Source organism: Rahnella sp. CG8, from assembly GCF_023701875.1.
Classification (GTDB): Bacteria; Pseudomonadota; Gammaproteobacteria; order Enterobacterales; family Enterobacteriaceae; genus Rahnella; species Rahnella aceris.
Genome location: NZ_JABAED010000024.1, coordinates 34168 through 52310, shown reverse-complemented (window position 1 = coordinate 52310; position 18143 = coordinate 34168). Strand labels below are relative to the sequence as shown.

21 protein-coding genes are annotated in these 18143 nt (G+C 55.2%); 9 read left to right on the top strand and 12 right to left on the bottom strand.

Annotated elements, in window-relative coordinates:
- The first annotated feature begins 14 nt into the window (after positions 1-14).
- On the top strand, positions 15-95 hold the full coding sequence (gene yrbN / locus HGO41_RS25870) for a protein YrbN (protein ID WP_096335046.1): 81 nt from the start codon (positions 15-17) through the stop codon (positions 93-95).
- Positions 85-2007, top strand: a complete 1923-nt coding sequence (locus HGO41_RS19755) for a DEAD/DEAH family ATP-dependent RNA helicase (protein WP_013573826.1) — start codon at positions 85-87, stop codon at positions 2005-2007. Before yrbN ends, HGO41_RS19755 begins: the two co-directional genes overlap by 11 nt.
- Positions 2008-2093: 86 nt before the next feature.
- On the opposite strand, the gene HGO41_RS19750 is transcribed toward HGO41_RS19755, so the two are convergent.
- The gene (locus tag HGO41_RS19750) at positions 2094-3119 is read right to left on the bottom strand and encodes a luciferase-like monooxygenase (RefSeq protein ID WP_013573827.1); all 1026 of its coding nucleotides are present in this window, start codon (positions 3117-3119) and stop codon (positions 2094-2096) included.
- Between the two features lie 217 nt (positions 3120-3336).
- Between HGO41_RS19750 and HGO41_RS19745 the strand changes: the two genes are divergently transcribed.
- From HGO41_RS19745 to HGO41_RS19735, 3 genes are read left to right on the top strand one after another with little or no spacing between them, the layout of a single operon-like run.
- A complete protein-coding gene (locus HGO41_RS19745; protein ID WP_112152047.1) occupies positions 3337-4311 on the top strand; it encodes an HlyD family secretion protein in 975 nt (324 codons plus the stop codon).
- Positions 4308-5480 (top strand): ABC transporter permease, encoded by a 1173-nt coding sequence (locus HGO41_RS19740; RefSeq protein ID WP_013573829.1) that lies wholly within the window; start codon positions 4308-4310, stop codon positions 5478-5480. Before HGO41_RS19745 ends, HGO41_RS19740 begins: the two co-directional genes overlap by 4 nt.
- The gene (locus HGO41_RS19735; protein ID WP_013573830.1) at positions 5477-6640 is read left to right on the top strand and encodes an ABC transporter permease; all 1164 of its coding nucleotides are present in this window, start codon (positions 5477-5479) and stop codon (positions 6638-6640) included. The genes HGO41_RS19740 and HGO41_RS19735 overlap by 4 nt, the downstream gene beginning before the upstream one ends.
- A 54-nt stretch (positions 6641-6694) precedes the next feature.
- On the opposite strand, the gene HGO41_RS19730 is transcribed toward HGO41_RS19735, so the two are convergent.
- The gene (locus HGO41_RS19730; protein ID WP_013573831.1) at positions 6695-7573 is read right to left on the bottom strand and encodes a U32 family peptidase; all 879 of its coding nucleotides are present in this window, start codon (positions 7571-7573) and stop codon (positions 6695-6697) included.
- A 14-nt stretch (positions 7574-7587) separates the two neighbouring features.
- A complete protein-coding gene (gene ubiU / locus HGO41_RS19725) occupies positions 7588-8583 on the bottom strand; it encodes a ubiquinone anaerobic biosynthesis protein UbiU (protein ID WP_013573832.1) in 996 nt (331 codons plus the stop codon).
- A 315-nt stretch (positions 8584-8898) separates the two neighbouring features.
- On the opposite strand from ubiU, the gene ubiT reads away from it, so the two are divergent.
- Complete coding sequence (gene ubiT, locus HGO41_RS19720) at positions 8899-9420, top strand: ubiquinone anaerobic biosynthesis accessory factor UbiT (protein WP_013573833.1); 522 nt, start codon at positions 8899-8901, stop codon at positions 9418-9420.
- On the top strand, positions 9414-9917 hold the full coding sequence (locus tag HGO41_RS19715) for a GNAT family N-acetyltransferase (RefSeq protein ID WP_013573834.1): 504 nt from the start codon (positions 9414-9416) through the stop codon (positions 9915-9917). The genes ubiT and HGO41_RS19715 overlap by 7 nt, the downstream gene beginning before the upstream one ends.
- Before the next feature lie 40 nt (positions 9918-9957).
- Here HGO41_RS19715 and HGO41_RS19710 read toward each other — a convergent pair whose 3' ends face one another.
- On the bottom strand, positions 9958-10260 hold the full coding sequence (locus HGO41_RS19710) for a GIY-YIG nuclease family protein (protein ID WP_119261172.1): 303 nt from the start codon (positions 10258-10260) through the stop codon (positions 9958-9960).
- Positions 10261-10375: 115 nt separating this feature from the next.
- On the opposite strand from HGO41_RS19710, the gene HGO41_RS19705 reads away from it, so the two are divergent.
- Positions 10376-10810 carry a YhbP family protein gene (locus tag HGO41_RS19705; RefSeq protein WP_131638606.1) on the top strand — a complete coding sequence of 145 codons (435 nt, stop codon included), beginning with the start codon at positions 10376-10378 and terminating at the stop codon, positions 10808-10810.
- A 105-nt stretch (positions 10811-10915) separates the two neighbouring features.
- Positions 10916-11557, top strand: a complete 642-nt coding sequence (locus tag HGO41_RS19700) for a Rossmann-fold NAD(P)-binding domain-containing protein (RefSeq protein ID WP_013573837.1) — start codon at positions 10916-10918, stop codon at positions 11555-11557.
- 98 nt (positions 11558-11655) lie between these two features.
- Here the strand turns inward: HGO41_RS19700 and HGO41_RS19695 are convergent, their stop codons facing one another.
- From HGO41_RS19695 to phnH, 8 genes are all read right to left on the bottom strand, one after another.
- Positions 11656-12294, bottom strand: coding sequence for an LbetaH domain-containing protein (locus HGO41_RS19695; protein WP_014411573.1), 639 nt, complete (start codon positions 12292-12294; stop codon positions 11656-11658).
- Positions 12295-12302: 8 nt separating this feature from the next.
- On the bottom strand, positions 12303-12878 hold the full coding sequence (phnN, locus tag HGO41_RS19690) for a ribose 1,5-bisphosphokinase (protein ID WP_112152049.1): 576 nt from the start codon (positions 12876-12878) through the stop codon (positions 12303-12305).
- Between the two features lie 75 nt (positions 12879-12953).
- Positions 12954-14090, bottom strand: a complete 1137-nt coding sequence (gene phnM, locus HGO41_RS19685) for an alpha-D-ribose 1-methylphosphonate 5-triphosphate diphosphatase (protein WP_250981326.1) — start codon at positions 14088-14090, stop codon at positions 12954-12956.
- Entirely contained in the window at positions 14087-14794 is a 708-nt protein-coding gene (gene phnL, locus HGO41_RS19680; protein ID WP_250981325.1) for a phosphonate C-P lyase system protein PhnL, read from the bottom strand. The genes phnM and phnL overlap by 4 nt, the downstream gene beginning before the upstream one ends.
- A gap of 28 nt (positions 14795-14822) precedes the next feature.
- The gene (gene phnK, locus HGO41_RS19675) at positions 14823-15614 is read right to left on the bottom strand and encodes a phosphonate C-P lyase system protein PhnK (protein WP_013573842.1); all 792 of its coding nucleotides are present in this window, start codon (positions 15612-15614) and stop codon (positions 14823-14825) included.
- The gene (locus HGO41_RS19670; protein ID WP_013573843.1) at positions 15614-16489 is read right to left on the bottom strand and encodes an alpha-D-ribose 1-methylphosphonate 5-phosphate C-P-lyase PhnJ; all 876 of its coding nucleotides are present in this window, start codon (positions 16487-16489) and stop codon (positions 15614-15616) included. The genes phnK and HGO41_RS19670 overlap by 1 nt, the downstream gene beginning before the upstream one ends.
- Positions 16479-17561 (bottom strand): carbon-phosphorus lyase complex subunit, encoded by a 1083-nt coding sequence (locus tag HGO41_RS19665; protein WP_112152053.1) that lies wholly within the window; start codon positions 17559-17561, stop codon positions 16479-16481. Before HGO41_RS19665 ends, HGO41_RS19670 begins: the two co-directional genes overlap by 11 nt.
- Entirely contained in the window at positions 17561-18142 is a 582-nt protein-coding gene (gene phnH, locus HGO41_RS19660) for a phosphonate C-P lyase system protein PhnH (RefSeq protein WP_037034216.1), read from the bottom strand. Before phnH ends, HGO41_RS19665 begins: the two co-directional genes overlap by 1 nt.
- Position 18143 lies beyond the last annotated feature (1 nt).

Here is an 18143-nt window from a genome sequence, read left to right as displayed (position 1 = left end):
GTTCACACTTTTCAATGAAAATGACTGAAAATTTTCTCGACGAGTTATGTAGACTGGCTGCCATTATTAATGAGGCACGTGTACATGACTACTGAGCTTGAAACCTCTTTTGCTGACCTGGGGCTGTCTGCTCCGATCATTTCTGCCCTTACTGATTTGGGCTACGAAAAACCTTCACCAATCCAGGCTGAGTGTATTCCTCACCTGTTAAGTGGCCGCGACGTTCTGGGTATGGCTCAGACAGGTTCCGGTAAAACAGCCGCATTCTCTTTACCGCTGCTGCACAATATTGATGCTTCACTGAAAGCACCACAAATTCTTGTTCTGGCACCTACCCGCGAACTGGCGGTTCAGGTTGCTGAAGCAATGACTGATTTCTCTAAACACATGCATGGCGTGAATGTGGTTGCCCTTTATGGCGGCCAGCGCTATGACGTCCAGTTGCGCGCACTGCGTCAGGGACCACAAGTTGTTGTGGGTACACCGGGCCGCCTGCTGGACCACCTGAAACGCGGCACCCTGAACCTCTCTAACCTGAGTGGCCTGGTGCTGGACGAAGCTGATGAAATGCTGCGTATGGGCTTCATCGAAGACGTCGAAACTATCATGGCGCAGATCCCGGCTGAACATCAGACCGCGTTGTTCTCTGCAACTATGCCAGAAGCTATCCGTCGCATTACCCGTCGCTTCATGAAAGATCCTCAGGAAGTGCGTATCCAGTCAAGCGTAACCACGCGTCCTGACATCAGCCAGAGCTACTGGTCTGTCTACGGTCTGCGCAAAAACGAAGCGCTGGTGCGTTTCCTGGAAGCAGAAGATTTTGATGCGGCGATCATCTTCGTTCGTACCAAAAACGCAACGCTGGAAGTGGCTGAAGCGCTGGAACGCAGTGGCTACAGCAGTGCTGCACTGAACGGTGACATGAATCAGGCACTGCGCGAGCAGACTCTGGAACGTCTGAAAGATGGCCGTCTGGACATTTTGATCGCAACCGACGTGGCAGCACGTGGTCTCGATGTAGAACGTATCAGCCTGGTTGTTAACTACGACATCCCGATGGACTCAGAATCTTACGTTCACCGTATCGGTCGTACCGGTCGTGCTGGCCGTGCGGGTCGCGCACTGCTGTTCGTTGAGAACCGTGAACGTCGTTTGCTGCGTAACATTGAACGCACCATGAAGCTGACCATTCCAGAAGTTGAAATCCCAACTGCAGAAGTTCTGGGCGAACGTCGTCTGGCTAAGTTTGCAGCGAAAGTTCAGCAACAACTGGAAAGCAGCGATCTGGATCAATACCGTGCGCTGCTGGCGAAACTGCAACCTGCAGAAGAGCTGGACGTTGAAACACTGGCGGCGGCACTGTTGAAAATGGCACAGGGCGAACGTCCTTTGATCGTTGCAGCGGATCCGGTCTTCAAAAGCCGTCCACCACGTCGTGAATTCGAAGAACGTGGTGACCGCGGTGATCGTGGCGATCGTCGTGACCGTCCGGTACGTAGCAATGATCGTCCTGCACGTGATGGCGACAGCCCACGTCGTGAGCGTCGTGACGCTGGCGAAATGGAACTGTATCGCATCGAAGTGGGTCGTGACGATGGCGTTGAAGTTCGTCACATCGTTGGCGCTATCGCTAACGAAGGCGACATCAGCAGCCGTTACATCGGTAACATCAAGCTGTTCGGTACGCACTCTACTATCGAATTGCCGAAAGGTATGCCGGGCGAGATCCTGTCTCACTTCACCCGTACACGTATCCTGAATAAACCGATGAACATGCAGTTGATCGGTGATGCGGTGCCACAGGCTCCACGTCGTGATCGTCCGGCCGGTGCTGGCGGTGAGCGTCGTGGTAACGGTGCTCCGCGTCCGTTCAACGGTGAACGTCGTGAAGGTGCCCGTGGTACTGGTGCTCCACGTACTTTCAGTGGTGACCGCCGTGAAGGCGCTTCAGCCGCAGGTGACCGTCGTCCGCCAAGCCGCGCACCACGTCGTACTTCTGACGCATAATCTGATTTCAGTTCGCTGATCCTCAGATAATAAAAAACCAGCCTTCATCAGGCTGGTTTTTTTTCGTCTGCAATTTACGGGGCCGGTTAGCCAATACGCTGCGCTTTAACCAGTTCACCTTGAAGCTGTGAAACAATCTCGAATGAATGCAGGCGTGCCTGATGATCAAAAATCTGGCCGTTGATCATCAGTTCATCGGCTTCGGTTTCACGCAGAATATTTTGCAGACCCTGACGCACCGTTTCTTTATTGCCGACCACCGACATACGCAGCGCATTATCCACGCCAAAACGTTCCTGAGCGGACCATAAGCTTTCGATGTTATCAACCGGCGCAGGCAGTTTGCCCGGCATGCCGCGACGCAAATTGATGAACTGCTGCTGATTAGAGGTGAACATCCGGCGCGCTTCTTCATCCGTATCGGCAGCAATGGCATTGATACAGACCATTGCGTGCGGTTTCTCAAGCTGCGCGGAAGGCTGGAACTTGCTGCGGTAAATCGCTAACGCCTGATACAGCATGTCTGGTGCGAAATGTGAGGCGAAGGCAAATGGCAGGCCGAGGGCCGCCGCCAGTTGAGCGCTGTACAGGCTGGAGCCGAGTAACCAGATCGGCACATGCAAACCCTGGCCGGGCACGGCCTGAACCGGCTGCTGAGGCTGAACATCACCGAAGTACATCTGCAATTCCTGCACATCCTGCGGGAAGTTATCGATTTCACCGGAAAGATGGCGGCGCAGGGCAATCATGGTGCGCTGATCGGTACCCGGCGCACGGCCCAGCCCCAGATCCACACGGTTCGGATAGAGCGTGGCGAGCGTACCGAACTGTTCTGCAATCACCAGCGGTGAGTGGTTTGGTAGCATCACGCCGCCGGAACCCACACGAATCGTTTTCGTCCCACCCGCGATATACCCCAGCAGCACAGAGGTTGCCGCACTGGCGATGCCGGTCATATTGTGGTGCTCTGCCATCCAGTAACGCTGGTAGCCCCATTTCTCGGCATGCTGTGCCAGATCCAGTGAACACTGGAATGCGCGGGCAGGATCCGCGCCTTGCGGAACCGGTGCCAGATCGAGAACGGAAAGGGGAACGGTGTTTTTATCAGACATAATCGCAGCTCACTCTTAATGGAGGTGAGGGGAGAAAGTATTCACTCCGCTCATAATTAGAACGAGTATTACCCAATGCTGACGTATTGAATACGGCATTTGTGCTCTTAAATGCCGTTTAAACATCCTAAAATCAGATTGAAATAACTTAAACTATCATTTCAGCCAATATGTTGTTTTGTGTTAAAAACGGGCAAACAAAAAGGGTGTCGCACCGATGAGTAAACGAATTTTATTGACCCTCCTGCTGGTCGCCGTTGCGGTTTCTCTGGCGGTGCTGTTTCGGGCGCACAATCAGGATCTCTTGTTACAGGGCGAAGTTGACGCGCCGGAAGTGATTGTGGCGTCGAAAGCTAAGGGCCGCGTCATAGAGCGCCATGTGGAACGCGGCGACGATGTCAAAGCCGGGCAGCTATTGATCACCCTCGACAGCCCCGAGCTGATGGCGCAGTTGCGCGCGGCCGAAGCGGCGCGCGATCAGGCAAAAGCCCAGCTTGATCTTTCCGTTAACGGCACCCGTGAAGAAAGCATCCGTAACCTGAAAGCCACGCTGGCGCAGTCGCAGGCGGAATACATTAATGCACGTGATCTTTATAACCGTAATGCCCAAGTGGCGACCAAGGGCTTTATTTCTGCTTCTGATTTAGAAGATTCCCGCCGTGCCCGCGACAGTGCTTATCAGCAGGTATTAGTCGCCAAAGCTAATCTGGATGAAGGCGTCAACGGCGACCGCGTTGAGCAACGCGAAAGCTATGCCGCCCAGTTGCGTCAGGCGGAAGAAGATCTGCTGGAAGTGAAAGCGCAAACCGATGATTTGCAGGTTAAAGCACCGGTTGATGGTGAAGTCGGGCCAGTTCCCGTGGAAGTCGGCGAGCTGCAAAATGCCTCGAGTCCGTTACTGACGTTAGTTCGTCTGCCTGATGCGTATTTCGTGTTTAACCTGCGGGAAGATATTCTGGCGGGCGTGCGTAAAGGCGATAAAGTCCAGATGCGCGTTCCGGCGCTGAATAACCAGATGATCGAAGCTGAAGTGCGCTACATTGCACCGCTCGGCGATTATGCGACCAAACGTGCCACGCGTGCGACCGGCGACTTTGATTTAAAAACCTTTGAAGTGCGTCTGTACCCTGCGAAACCGGTGCCCGGATTACGACAGGGCATGAGCGCGTTGTGGCAATGGAAAGCTAAGTGAGACCGGTTAAAGCGCCGCGCAGTGAAAGGGTAAAAGCCGCATGGCGTTGTTTCAGTCGGGCTTTTACCCGCGAGACCCGGCACGCTTTCCGCAAGCCGGTGATTCACTGGTTGTGCTGGATTTTCCCTTTGCTGCTTTTCGGGCTCATCAGCAGCAACTTTTCGGAAGGCACTTTGCTGGATTTACCGGTTTCTGTGGTCGACAACGATCACAGCCCGCTGTCCAAAACGCTGGTCCGCAAACTGGACGCCGGTTCCCATGCGCACGTGCAGGCTTTCGGGGGGGGCTTACCGGAAGCGGAATACCGTCTGCGTACCGCGCAGGATTACGCGCTTTTGTATATTCCCAACGACTTTGAAGCCGGCGTGCTGGCTGGAAAACAGCCCAGCGCGGTGCTCTATTACAACGCTTTATTCTATGGTGCCGGACTGTACTCCACTCAGGATTTCAGCGGACTGATCACCGAACTTAACACCCGTTACCGTTCAATTATTGCGACAGAAATGGGCAAAACGCTGCCGTCGCTGGCAAGCGTCGATGTCTCTTATGGCAGCTTATTTAACGCCAGCGGCAGCTACATCTATTACCAGCAATTTGCCGCGACCATTCACCTGCTGCAATTGTTTACAGTAACCTGCATGATCTACGTGATGGCGCGCAGTCAGGCCTTACTCAGCGCGCCTTCTTTCACTCTGGCATTGCTCGGTAAACTCGCACCGTATACGTTGTGTTTCACCACTTTGCTGATGGTGGAAATCGCTATGCTGGTCGGATTCTTTGACGCACGTGTCAGCGGTAATCCCTTATACATGCTGCTGATCGGTTTTTTCTATGTGATCGCCGCACAAAGTCTTGGATTGCTGCTTTTCACCTTCACCAAAACCACGATCACGGCTTACACCATGATGGGGATTTTCGTCAGTATCGCGCTGACATTCTCGGGAATGGCGGTACCGGTACTGTCGATGCCACTGCCCGCCCGTATTATCTCCGGCATCGAACCCCTGAGTTACGCACTGGCCGCCATGTTTGACGTTTTCCTGCGCGAAGTGTCGGTGCGCGGCATCCTGATGGTGTGCTGCATCCTGCTGATCTATCCGCTGCTGACCAGTTTGCTGGTACGTAAACGCCTGTATATGCGGATGAAACAACAGGAGCCAGGACAATGACCGGTCGCGAATGGGTTAAAACCTGGTGGAAAACCTTCGGTAAAGTGCTCACCGGTTTGCTCGATAAACCGATGTGGATGATGTTGCTGCTTTCACTGTGCGTGATGAGTCTGGTGTATGCCAACCGTACGGTGTGGGATTTGCCCGTCGCGGTGATCGACCAGGATCACAGCACCGCCAGTCGCATGCTGGCCCGTCAGCTTGATGCGGGATCGAAAATTGCCACTGTCGCTTATGACAATCTGGCGGAAGCGGAACACGATCTGGCGCTGCGAAAACTGTTCGCGGTGATCATCATGCCGGTCGATCTGGAGAAGAAGATCCTCGCCGGACAAAACATCGTGATCCCGGTGTATGGCGATGCGACTAACCGGCTGGCAAACGGGCAAATCCAGCAGGATGTGCTCGCGGCGTATCAGTCGATCCTCACGCAGTACAATACGGATTTGCTGCTCAGTAACGGTTTCAGTGAGCGTCAGGCCAGCGTGGTGCTTTCCCCGATCCTCGGCCAGTCGCTTGATGTGTTTAACCCCGGCATCAGTTTTGCCGCGATTATTTTCCCCGGCTTGCTGGTGATGTTATTGCAGCACTCGCTGCTGATCGCCAGCGTGCGTGTCAGTATTGTGCTCAATAGCGGGCCTGCCGGGAAACCTTCGATCCCGGCTTTTCTGGGGGGGATTTCGGCGCTGATCCCGGTCTGGCTGTTTCTGTCGATCGTATTGTTTGTGCTGTGGCCGTGGGTATTGGGTTACCGGCAAACGGCCACCATTCCTGAAATTTTGCTGCTGACCTTCCCGTTCCTGCTGGCGGTTCTGGGCTTAGGAAAACTGGTGACGGAATGCCTGCGCAGCGTGGAGTTGATTTACCTGACGCTGGCCTTCCTGACCACGCCGGTGTTCTATATTTCCGGTACCATCTGGCCGTTGCAGGCGATGCCAGCGTGGGTTCGGGCCATTTCTTCGATGCTCCCTTCAACGTGGGCGACTAAAGCGATTGCCGGTGTGAATCAGATGGGATTGCCGTTTAAGGATGTCGGCGGTGACATTATGATGCTGCTGATCCTCTGCGTGTTTTACACATTCATCGGCATTGCCGTGGGCATGCTGCGCGATGGTGTCCGGCTGCGCGCGATGTTCCGGCCGAAGCATCCCCGCGCATAAAAAAAGGGATATGACCGTAACGTCATATCCCTTTTTAATTTTGTCTGCATGCGGTTACTGACGCAGTTCCAGCCCGGCGACGCGCTGCCAGTAGCCGTTACAGTCGGCTTTATCGGTGAGCGTCAGCGGATGCAGACCACGTTCGTTAGTACGAAACGCTTCGAGTGTGGCGAGCGTGCCGATGGTTTCCGGCGACAGACGCACAATATCCACCAGTCCCTGCATCGACGTCAGTTCATTGCCGAGGTTATAGCAATACCCGCTCTGCGTCTGAATGCCGTTGAGCACGAACACCTGCTGATTTTCCTGAGACAGCATTTTGCGGCCCTGCGGATAATTGATGCAGCAGGTTTCACACTCATCCTTCGCCCGGTTTTCTGAGCGTGCGGTAAAACAGCGCGCCGAATACGCCAGCGGCAGATGTCCGTAGGACAACACTTCCACTTCAAACTTATCGCGGATGCCCAGATCCTGACACTGGTTCAGCAGGTTCACCAGCCAGTCGCGGGAAAGCTCGACCGGCATACACCAGCGCACCATGCCCTGTTTTTGCAGGATTTTCAGCGTGACCGCGTTATAGCAGTTCAGCGCATGGCCGACGACAAACGGCAGGTTACGCTCAGCCGCCATATTCACCGCGCCGAAATCATTGGCTTCCAGCAAAAACTCGCCATTCTCCACATAACGTTTCAGTTCGTTAAGCTCGGACGGTGCCTGTAACAACGCCAGCGTGGAAATCACCACCTGTTTGCCGGTTGCTGCCAGCTGACGGGCGATCTCCAGCCAGTCGTTCACTTTCATTTCACGGCGTTTGGTACATACATTTTCGCCGAGGTAAATCACATCCGCGCTGCTGGCCGCCGCGGCCTGATAAAAATCTTCAACCTGTGCTTTCGGCCAGTAATAAAGGATGGTGCCTAAAGAATATTTCATCATCGTCTCTTCAGTTACTGCCACTTGCGGTGATAGGCACCGAGCGTCGTTTGTGTGCCCTCAGACATGGAACCCAGCGTGTTCATCCAGGCTTCATCGGTTTTGAAGTTTTGCGGATCGGCCATACAGCGGTCGATGGCCGCACGCCATACGCGCGCGACCTGGCTGACGTACGCCGGGCTGCGCTGGCGTCCTTCGATTTTCACCGAGGCAATATTCGCGGCGAACAGTTCCGGTAATAATTCCAGCGTATTCAGGCTGGTTGGTTCTTCCAGCGCATGGTATTTCGCGCCATCCACCAGATAACGACCTTTGCACAGCGTCGGATAACCGGCGTTTTCACCTTCTTCATAACGGTCGATCAGGACATCATTCAGCCGTGATTCCATGCCCTGTGCGGTCTGTTGCCAGCGCACGAACCGCGCCGGAGAACAGGCACCGACGGTATTTGGCGATTCACCGGTCAGATAAGACGAAAGATAGCAGCGGCCTTCGGCCATAATGCACAAACTGCCGAACGCGAACACTTCCAGTGGCACAACGGTAGTACGGGAAAGCTGACGCACCTGATGCATGGAAAGCACACGCGGCAATACCACTCGGGCGACATCAAAGTTGCGTTTATAAAAACGAATGGCTTCGTCATTGGTGGCCGAAGCCTGCACCGACACATGGCGCTCAACGTGGGGATATTTATTCGCCGCGTAATCCAGCATCGCCAGATCTGCCAGAATCAGCGCATCAGCGCCGAGTTGTGCCGCCATATCCACCGCGCGTTCCCAGCGCTGATAGCCGTCAGGATGTGCAAACGTATTGATGGCGATATGCAGTTTACGGCGGTGGCGGTGAACATAACTGGCGGCTTCCTGCAGCTTTTTTTCCGTAAAATTCAGGCCGGCGAAATGGCGCGCATTGGTGTCATCTTTCAGGCCGATATAAACCGCATCAGCGCCATTGTCGATTGCCGCTTTCAGCGCAGGTAAATTTCCTGCCGGGCAAAGTAGCTCCATTCTCGTTCCTTACTGCAACCGGTCAGCCAAAGCTGAAAAGTTGGGGGTGATGAAAAGCCAGTTGCCGACGTCATTCATTCATCAGTCAGGGCTTTGATTGGTGAACTATTTTAGAGAAGGCAGGGATGCAATATTTTGATTTGAGGCAGTTTCTGCGGCGTTGAAGGGCTTACCGCCGTCGGGGAGGTTGTACGTGGCGTTTTTCTGTTGCAGTATTTATTGATGTAGACCGCTGAACGTTCCCGGCAATGTGTCAAAATAGGCCGTATAACTGCCTTAAAACTTGCCGAAAAGTTACCGAAAGGAGTAGTGCCAGTGTTGCAAAAACTACGTGCACGTTTGGTCCGCCAGGGCCCATCCCTGTTGAGTGTGCCTTTGAAATTTACGCCGTTTGCGTTGCAGCGTCAGGTTGTGCAACAGGTGCTGAGCTGGCAGCTTCGTCAGGCGCTGGCTGATGGCGAACTGGATTTCCTCGAAGGTCGATGGCTGAAAATTGATGTCAGCGATCTGAATCTGAGCTGGCTGATGTCGGTGGACGAAGGCAAGCTGGTGATCGCTGAACACGGCGAGGCGGATGTCAGCTTTAGCGGAAGCGCCAACGACCTGATCCTGATCGCCGCACGCAAAGAAGACCCGGATACGCTTTTCTTCCAGCGACGTCTGCGCATTGAAGGTGACACCGAGCTCGGTCTGTATGTGAAAAATCTGATGGATTCTATCGATCTCGATACCATGCCGCTGTTGCTGAAAAACGGTCTGCTGCGTCTGGCCGATTTCGTCGAAGCGGGACTGCAGGAGGACCGCGGGTCAAAAACTCCGGTAGCTGAGCCATGTTAATCCGTACTGAAATTCCGGTCGATGCTGCGGGCATAGACCGTCTGCTGCGCGCCTCATTCCCGACCGGCGCAGAAGCTGATCTGGTGCAGGAATTGCGCGAAGATGGTCTCCTGACGCTTGGCGTGGTCGCGACCGACGATGAAGGTGGCGTGGTCGGTTATGTGGCGTTCTGTCCGGTGGATATCCAGGGCGAAGACCGCAACTGGGTCGCGCTGGCACCGCTGGTGGTAGAGCAATCTCTGCGGGGGCAGGGGCTGGGAGAAAAACTGGTATACGAAGGGTTAGATTCCCTGAATGAATTTGGTTACGCCGCCGTCGTGGTATTGGGTGATCCTGCCTATTACAACCGTTTCGGTTTTAAACCTGCCGCCGTTCACGGGCTGCATTGCCGCTGGATTGGTACCGAAGCTGCGTTCCAGTTGTTCACCTTATCAGACGATGCGTTGTCTGACGCCAGCGGGGAAGTGGTTTTCCCTTCAGCATTTAACCGTTTCTGATTTTACTCAGAGGCAGTAAAGGCCGGTTTTCCGGCCTTTTTTATTTCCCGCTTTCCGCTAATCCCAGATAATTTTCCAGGCATTCCGGCGCGTTTCTCACCAGCAGCTCTTTCTGTGCCTTACTCAGTTTTTTGACTTTTATTTCCAGCTTTGATGCCAGCGAGCGGTCACCCGCAGGGCACTGGAATGCCAGCTGTAATTCCCCTTTTCCACGCAACGATTTCGCCCCTTTACCCGACTGATGCTGGCCGAGACGCCGCTGCACGTTTGTCGTGATGCCGGTATACAACATCCCGGTGGGGGTTCTCAGCATATATAAAAACCAGTTGGCGGCGGTGGGCATAAGCTCGGGTATGGGAAAGAAAAGGTTGTGTAAGTTTACCCGAAAGGCACAACAGAGTGAGGCAAAACATCGGCATACCGCGTTAAACTGCGAGAAATGAAAATAAGGATCGGCGATGAATAACTCTGATGACCTGAAACATATCCTGAAATTTCTGAAAAAGAACCATGTGCTGGCGCTGTGTGCCTCTGCTGACGGTGAAATGTGGAGCGCTAATTGTTTTTATGTCACCGACGGGGACAGCATGACGCTGTATTTCATGACGGAACTTAAAACCCTTCATGGTTCGCTGATGTCCCGATCGCCCCACATTGTGGGGACGATTGCGCCACATCCGAAAACCATCGCGCTGATTAAAGGCATTCAGTATCGCGGCAAAGCGACCGTTCTTGAGGGTGAGGAGGAAAGCCGTGCACGCAGTCTGTATTGCAAACATTTCCCCGTCGCCATCGCGATGAAAGCGCCGGTCTGGGCGCTGAAACTCAGTCATATCAAAATGACGGATAACGCGCTGGGATTTGGTAAGAAACTGCTGTGGGATCGGCAGTGAGTCTGACTGTCAGCAGTAACAGGAACTGTCTTATAGCGTGATATTCACATTCAGGTAACACTTCAATTCTCTGTGTTTGTATGCCGTTATTTAAAAGGAAGTGATATGGCAAAAGCTCTTCTGCTGGGTGGAAGCGGGCTGATCGGGCGGGAGCTTTTACGCCTGCTGCAACTGGATCCACGTGTCAGCCGTATTGTCGCGCCGAGCCGCCGTCCGCTACCACCGGGCAATAAACTGATTAATCCGCTGGGCGCGAATCTGACCTCGCTGGTTGTCGCACTCGATGAACCAATTGATTTGCTGTTCTGCTGCCTGGGGACCACGCGTAAACAAGCGGGCAGTGCACAGGCATTTCGGGCAGTCGATTACGATCTGGTGGTCGATTGCGCCAAAGCAGCACGGGAGCTGGGCGCACGTCATTGTCTGGCCGTCAGCGCCCACGGTGCGGATGCGCATTCGCGTTTCCTCTATAACCGTACCAAAGGGGAAATGGAACTGACGCTGATGCAGCAGGGCTGGCCGTTGCTCACGCTGGTCAGGCCGTCTCTGCTGGTTGGCCAACGTCATCCGCCGCGCCTGCTCGAACAACTGAGTGCGCCGTTATTCAAAATGTTGCCAGGAAAATGGAAAGCCGTTGAGTCTGATGTCGTGGCAAAAGCCTTGCAGGAACAGGCATTTAACGCCGGTCTGGGCGGGATCACCGTGCTGGAATCCGATCAGATTGCCGCCAGCATTGAAGAACTTTAATTGGTGTGATCCGCTGAAGCGGATCCTTGTGATAAGGTATCAGGCAAAAAACGCAAATTTTCTGCCTGCCCGACCTTAAGCCTGATCCCTGTCGATCTTTACAGATATTTTTCCGCAAACACCGCCAGATCTCTGAAGTCTGGCATCCTTTCTTTCAGCGTTTCATGATCCCAATTCCACCACTGACTTTTCTCGATCCTGGCGATCATATTGTCGTCAAAACGCATGCCAATCTTTTTCGCTGCCACACCCGCGACGATGGAGTATGGCCCGACGTCTTTGGTCACCACCGCCGACGTGCCGATTACTGCACCATTGCCGACGGTCACACCAGGCATCAGCACCGCGTTATGGCCAATCCACACATCGTTACCGACCGTGACGTGATGCTCACGCCGCCAGTCAAAGAAATCCTGATCGTCTTCACCGAGTCCGTACGCCGAACTGCGGTAAGTAAAATGGTGCTGCGCCACACGCTGATAAGTCGGATGATTGCCGGGATTGATCCGCACATAGGTGGCGATTGACACAAATTTGCCGATCGTCGCGTAGAAGATCTGATTGTTTCCGGCGGTGTAGGAGTAATCACCGATCTGCGTTTCTTCGATGATCGCGTTATCTGCAATATGCACATACTGTCCGAGCTGCGATCCGTTCAGCTCGACCTGCTGACCGATTTTAGGCTGGGCGTAATTTTGTTCATCAGCCAGTGAAAAGGGAGAAATAATGTCTGTCATAGGATCCTTCATCGCGAAGTTACGGGATAAACGGGCACACTGACCGGTAATGAAAGGACAGCCAGAAGATGCTGTAAAGTTTCCTGCAATGCGCCATCGTTGTTTAGCAGATGGCAGCCGGCGGGCAGCGCGCTGGCATATTCTCTGGCGCGCTGAAGACGACAGGCAATTTGCGCCGCGTCTTCGCGCCCGCGCTGCGAAAGGCGCGAGGCCAGCACATCGTCTGAGACCTGTAAACACACCGGCAGCAGGCGCTGACCATAACGCTGACGGGCTTTTTCCAGATGCGCGCGCGAGCCGTTCATGACCACATGACAGCCCAGTTGCATCCAGTGGTCTATCTCAATGCCCACGCCATACCGGCACTGATGCGCGTGCCATTCCAGCGCGAACAACCCCTGCTGGCGACGCTGAAGAAATTCGGCTTCACTCAGCGCAATATGGTTTTCCGAACCGGCGTCTGCGGGGCGCGTAATATAACGATGTGCCACGGTGACGCTGGCCGGTAAATGCTGGCGCAGGGCGTCGAGCAGACTGTCCTTTCCCGCACCCGAAGCGCCCATCAGATAGAGTAAACGACTCATTTTTTCTCCCTTGCTGAGTAAGAATTCGGCCTGCTGCCTCCCCTGCGAAGGGGGAGGAGCAAGACTTTTATTCCCTCAGAACACCTGAATGCCCTGACGCCAGACGTTTTGCACGTAGTGATGATCGCCATGTGCCCGTGCCAGCACCAGATCAGCGCGCTTGCCTTCTGCGATTTCACCACGATCCTGCAATCCGAGCGCATTGGCCGGATTACGTGTCACCAGCTTCACCGCCTGCGGCAGGCTGAAAGCGTTATTGTCGTCAGTTGCAATGCGGAAGACCGCATCGAGCAGGCTGGCGGGATAGTAATCAGAAGAGAGAATATCCAGCAGGCCGAGCGAGGCCAGATGGTGCGCCGCGACGTTGCCGGAATGCGACCCGTCGCGCACGATATTCGGTGCGCCCATCAGCACCTGCAAACCGTTGGCGTGCGATGCACGCGCGGCTTCTTCAGTGGTCGGGAATTCGGCGATCACGCTGCCGAGTGCCAGTGATTCTTCAACATGCGCGGCAGTCGCATCGTCATGGCTGGCCAGCGAAATATTGCGCTCGCGGCAGTGTGCGGCAATCGCCTCACGGTTTGGCTGCGCCCAGCGGCGCGAGAGGGCTATTTGCTCTTCCTGATAGTCGTCCATCTGCTCGTCGTTAAGGTTGTACTTGCCCTGATAATACTCACGATACTTCTGCGGTGTGGCGAACTGGCGCTGTCCGGGCGAATGGTCCATCAGCGAAACCAGTGACAGTATTGACGTATCCATCAGCTTCTCGAACAACGGCAATGTGGTTTCATGCGGCAGTTCGCAACGCAGATGCAGCCGGTGTTCGGCGCGGTTCAGACCGGCATTCTGGCTGTTGATGATGGCGTCGATCATCTTTTGCAGATTATCCAGACGATGCCCGCCGTCGCGCACATCGCCGACAGCGACGGCGTCCAGTACCGTGGTAATGCCGCTGGCGACCATCAGCGCATCGTGGCTGCTCATGGCCGAATGGGCCGGCCAGTCAACTTTCGGGCGCGGCGTAAAAAATTTATCCAGATTGTCGGTGTGCAGTTCGATTAAACCCGGCAGCAACCAGCCTCCCTGCGCATCCAGCGCTTGCGGCAACTGACTGCTGCTGTCTGCGAAGGCGCTGATCACGCCATTTTTCATCTCAAGCGATCCTTCAACAACCTGATCGTCGAGTACCAGTCTGACGTTATTGATGATCATATGGACATCTCCGGCGCCGTTTCCGGGCTCATTTCATACAAACGATCGGCAACACGTTGGCGCACATCTTCATCGTGGAAAATCCCGACTACTGCCGCTCCGCGCGCTTTGGCCTGTTCAATCAGCGTGACCACGGCGGCGCGGTTGGTCGCATCCAGCGAGGCGGTCGGTTCATCGAGCAACAGCACCGGATAATCCACCACAAAGCCGCGGGCGATATTCACGCGCTGCTGTTCGCCGCCGGAAAACGTTGAGGGCGCAAGATGCCACAGGCGTTCCGGCACATTCAGATGGCGCAGCAACGCGCTGGCGCGGGCTTCGCTTTGCGCTTTATCCACACCCAGTTCCAGCAGCGGCTGCATCACCAGATTCAGTGCGCTGATACGTGGGATCACCCGCAGAAACTGGCTGACCCAGCCGACCGTATGGCGGCGAACGGCCAGGATCTCGCGCGCTTCGGCGCTGACCATATCAATCTGCTGACCCTGATGTTCGACCCAAATTTTGCCGCTGTCCGGCAAATAGTTGCCGTATAACGAGCGTAAAAGGGTGGATTTTCCGCTACCGGAATGGCCGTGCAGCACCACGCATTCCCCGGCATCGACCGTCAGGCAAGCGTGGCTGAACACCGGTAATCTGGCGCTATTCTGGTTATGCAGAACGAAAGTTTTACTGAGATTTTCGACCCTGAGCTTCGTCGTCATTTTGGTCACTCTTTCTCTGGAATTAGATTCAGGACAGCACGGAAGAAACCAGCAGCTGCGTATATGGATGATGCGGATCGTCGAGCACGCGGTCGGTTAAACCACTTTCCACCACCTGACCTTGCTTCATCACCAGCAAACGGTGTGCAAGCAGGCGGGCAACGCCGAGGTCATGGGTGACAATCACCACCGCCAGCTGCATTTCCACCACCAGCGTGCGCAACAGATCCAGCAGACGCGCCTGAACGGACACGTCCAGGCCACCGGTCGGTTCATCCATAAACACCAGACGCGGATGCGTCACCAGATTGCGGGCGATTTGCAGACGTTGCTGCATCCCGCCGGAAAACGTGGTCGGCAGGTCATCAATACGTGAAACCGGAATTTCGACATCTTCCAGCCACTGACCGGCTTTCTTGCGGATATCGCCGTAATGACGTTCACCGACCGCCATCAGACGCTCGCCGATATTGCCACCGGCAGAAACCTGGCGGCGCAAGCCGTCCATCGGATGCTGATGCACCACGCCCCAGTCAGTGCGCAGCAGACGGCGGCGGTCACTTTCTGGCATGTCGTACAATGACTGCGCAGTGGTCTGGCCGTTGTTGTAGATGACCTGTCCTTCCTGCGGCGCAAGACGGGCGGAAATCGACTGCAACAGCGTGGTTTTGCCGGAACCGGATTCGCCGACAATACCCAGCACTTCACCGGGATACAGATTGAATGACACATCGCAAAAGCCTTTACCCGGCGCATAAAGATGGGTCAGGTTATTCACCGACAGCAGCGGTTCGGCGGCGAGATTTAACGGAGTGTTCATCAGCGGTTACCCTCGTTTGAAGCCTGTTGCTCAACCTGCTGAGCACAAAAATCAGTGTCGGAGCACACGAACATGCGGTTGCCCTGATCGTCGAGTACCACTTCATCGAGATAGCTGTGGTGCGAGCCGCAAATCGCACAAGGTTCATCCCATTGCTGAACGGTGAACGGATGATCATCGAAATCCAGACTTTCGACTTTGGTGAACGGCGGCAGGGCGTAAATGCGTTTTTCGCGTCCGGCACCGAACAGCTGCAATGCGGGCATCATGTTCATTTTCGGGTTATCAAATTTCGGGATCGGCGACGGATCCATCACGTAGCGGTCATTCACTTTCACCGGATAGGCGTAAGTGGTGGCGATATGGCCGAAGCGGGCGATGTCTTCATACAGTTTCACCTGCATCACGCCGTATTCTTCCAGCGCGTGCATTTTGCGGGTTTCGGTTTCTCGCGGTTCGATAAAGCGCAGAGGTTCAGGGATCGGCACCTGGAAAATCAGGATCTGATCTTCCTGCAACGGCGTTTCCGGAATGCGGTGACGGGTCTGGATCAGGCTGGCTTCCACGGTTTTCCCGGTCGTTTTCACTCCCGCGACGCTCTGGAAAAATTTGCGGATCGACACGGCATTGGTGGTGTCATCCGCGCCCTGGTCGATCACCTTCAGCACATCTTTTTCGCCGATCACGCTGGCAGTGAGCTGGATCCCGCCGGTGCCCCAGCCGTAAGGCATCGGCATCTCGCGACCGGCGAACGGCACCTGATAACCGGGGATCGCCACGGCTTTGAGGATCCCACGTCGGATCATGCGTTTGGTCTGTTCGTCGAGATAACCGTGGTTGTAGCCGGTGATCGTTTGGGCTGCATTATTGTTCATTGGCGGAGTCCTGTTCTTTCGTGGCGCGCAGGCGTTTTAACAACTCCAGTTCGGCCTGGAAATCGACGTAGTGCGGCAATTTAAGATGCGAGACAAAACCGGCAGCTTCGACGTTATCGGCGTGGGACAAAACGAATTCTTCATCCTGCGCCGGACTGCTGATCTGCTCGTTGTATTCACGGGTTTGCAGTGCGCGATCCACCAGAGACATCGACATTGCTTTGCGTTCGGCGCGACCAAACACCAGCCCGTAGCCACGGGTAAAGTGCGGCGGTTTGTCTTCCGGCGCGACAAAACCATTCACCATCTCGCATTCGGTCAGCAGGATTTCGCCGATATCAATCGCAAAACCCAGCTCTTCCGGCACGATTTCGACGGTGAGCCAGCCGGTACGGATTTCACCGGCGAACGGGTGATTGCGTCCGTAACCGCGCTGGGTGGAATAACTCAGCGACAGCAGGAAACCTTCGTCACCGCGCACCAGTTGTTGCAGGCGCGCTGCTCGGGAGGCCGGAAACACCGGCGGCGTACGGGTGATATCTTCCGGTTCGGTGCCGTCATCTTCTTCACGAACTGCCAGCTGCTGATTCGTCAGCAAATCAAACACATGGCCGCACTCTTCCGGCTGGGGTTCATCGGCTATGGGTGTGAACGGTGCTTCACCTTCGGCCAGCAGCGCGAAATCCAGCAGGCGGTGGGTGTAATCGTAAGTCGGGCCGAGCACCTGTCCGCCGGGCAAGTCTTTATAAATGGCGGAAATCCGGCGTTCGAGGCGCATCGATTTTGTGTTCAGCGGCTCGCTGGTGGCCAGACGCGGCAAGGTGGTGCGGTAAGCGCGCAGCAGGAAAATGGCTTCAACCAGATCACCGCCGGACTGCTTAATCGCCAGCGCGGCCAGTTCACGGTCGTAAATCCCGCCTTCGCTCATCACACGGTCAACGGCTAAGCCCAGTTGTTGTTCGATCTGGTCACAACCGAGTTCATTTACCCCGGTGTTGCCACGGCGCTCGTGCGCCAGCAACTGGTGAGCGGCGGCAATCGCCTTCTCACCCCCTTTAACGGCGACGTACATCAGCACACCTCCACGCGCGTGGTGCGCGGTATGGCAATCAGTTCTTCGCCGCAGGTGAACATAAAGTCCAGTCCCAGCGGGAAACGGTGAGGGCGGTTGAGCAGATAGTCGCGAACGCAATCAGGCAACAGCGGAGAAAGGGTCCGGCTGTTTTCAATACCCGGCCCGCGCAGACGCAGCGGGGTGCCGCCGGTCAGGCTGTCAAGCTGAACAATCACGCTGGTGGCCAGCTCCGGCGACATTTCATCACCGCAGGGGAAAGCCAGCAGGGTGGCGCTGTCGAGCGCCGGATCGGCCAGCGCAAAACTGACAGAGGAAGGATCATCGGTGAGCACCGCACCGGTATGAAAGCGCAGGTTTTTACGCAGGATTTCATCGTTGAGCGAGGCGCTCAGCCACAGCGGCGTGTCGTTATCGATAAGTGTCAGCAGCACGCAGGCGCTGGCGGAACCTAAAGCGCCGAAACCAGGCATGGCGGGGAGTTGCACGCTGACGCCAGGCTCGCTTAACGCTTTGAGGATACGGCGAAAACTGTACTGCGCATCGGCAACCGGATGTTGAAAACTGGCAACAAGTGACATG

Bases quoted from the DNA above. Each gene is read 5' to 3' on its own strand.
- HGO41_RS19710 (WP_119261172.1), bottom strand. From the start codon at position 10,260: ATGCCCACCGCCGCCAACTGGTTTTTATATATGCTGAGAACCCCCACC.
- phnN (WP_112152049.1), bottom strand. From the start codon at position 12,878: ATGAGTCGTTTACTCTATCTGATGGGCGCTTCGGGTGCGGGAAAGGAC.
- phnH (WP_037034216.1), bottom strand. From the start codon at position 18,142: ATGTCACTTGTTGCCAGTTTTCAACATCCGGTTGCCGATGCGCAGTAC.
- phnM (WP_250981326.1), bottom strand. From the start codon at position 14,090: ATGATCATCAATAACGTCAGACTGGTACTCGACGATCAGGTTGTTGAA.
- HGO41_RS19715 (WP_013573834.1), top strand. From the start codon at position 9,414: ATGTTAATCCGTACTGAAATTCCGGTCGATGCTGCGGGCATAGACCGT.
- HGO41_RS19755 (WP_013573826.1), top strand. From the start codon at position 85: ATGACTACTGAGCTTGAAACCTCTTTTGCTGACCTGGGGCTGTCTGCT.
- phnK (WP_013573842.1), bottom strand. From the start codon at position 15,614: ATGAACACTCCGTTAAATCTCGCCGCCGAACCGCTGCTGTCGGTGAAT.
- HGO41_RS19750 (WP_013573827.1), bottom strand. From the start codon at position 3,119: ATGTCTGATAAAAACACCGTTCCCCTTTCCGTTCTCGATCTGGCACCG.
- phnL (WP_250981325.1), bottom strand. From the start codon at position 14,794: ATGACGACGAAGCTCAGGGTCGAAAATCTCAGTAAAACTTTCGTTCTG.
- yrbN (WP_096335046.1), top strand. From the start codon at position 15: ATGAAAATGACTGAAAATTTTCTCGACGAGTTATGTAGACTGGCTGCC.
- HGO41_RS19670 (WP_013573843.1), bottom strand. From the start codon at position 16,489: ATGAACAATAATGCAGCCCAAACGATCACCGGCTACAACCACGGTTAT.
- HGO41_RS19700 (WP_013573837.1), top strand. From the start codon at position 10,916: ATGGCAAAAGCTCTTCTGCTGGGTGGAAGCGGGCTGATCGGGCGGGAG.
- HGO41_RS19730 (WP_013573831.1), bottom strand. From the start codon at position 7,573: ATGAAATATTCTTTAGGCACCATCCTTTATTACTGGCCGAAAGCACAG.
- HGO41_RS19735 (WP_013573830.1), top strand. From the start codon at position 5,477: ATGACCGGTCGCGAATGGGTTAAAACCTGGTGGAAAACCTTCGGTAAA.
- HGO41_RS19665 (WP_112152053.1), bottom strand. From the start codon at position 17,561: ATGTACGTCGCCGTTAAAGGGGGTGAGAAGGCGATTGCCGCCGCTCAC.
- HGO41_RS19695 (WP_014411573.1), bottom strand. From the start codon at position 12,294: ATGACAGACATTATTTCTCCCTTTTCACTGGCTGATGAACAAAATTAC.
- HGO41_RS19745 (WP_112152047.1), top strand. From the start codon at position 3,337: ATGAGTAAACGAATTTTATTGACCCTCCTGCTGGTCGCCGTTGCGGTT.
- HGO41_RS19705 (WP_131638606.1), top strand. From the start codon at position 10,376: ATGAATAACTCTGATGACCTGAAACATATCCTGAAATTTCTGAAAAAG.
- ubiU (WP_013573832.1), bottom strand. From the start codon at position 8,583: ATGGAGCTACTTTGCCCGGCAGGAAATTTACCTGCGCTGAAAGCGGCA.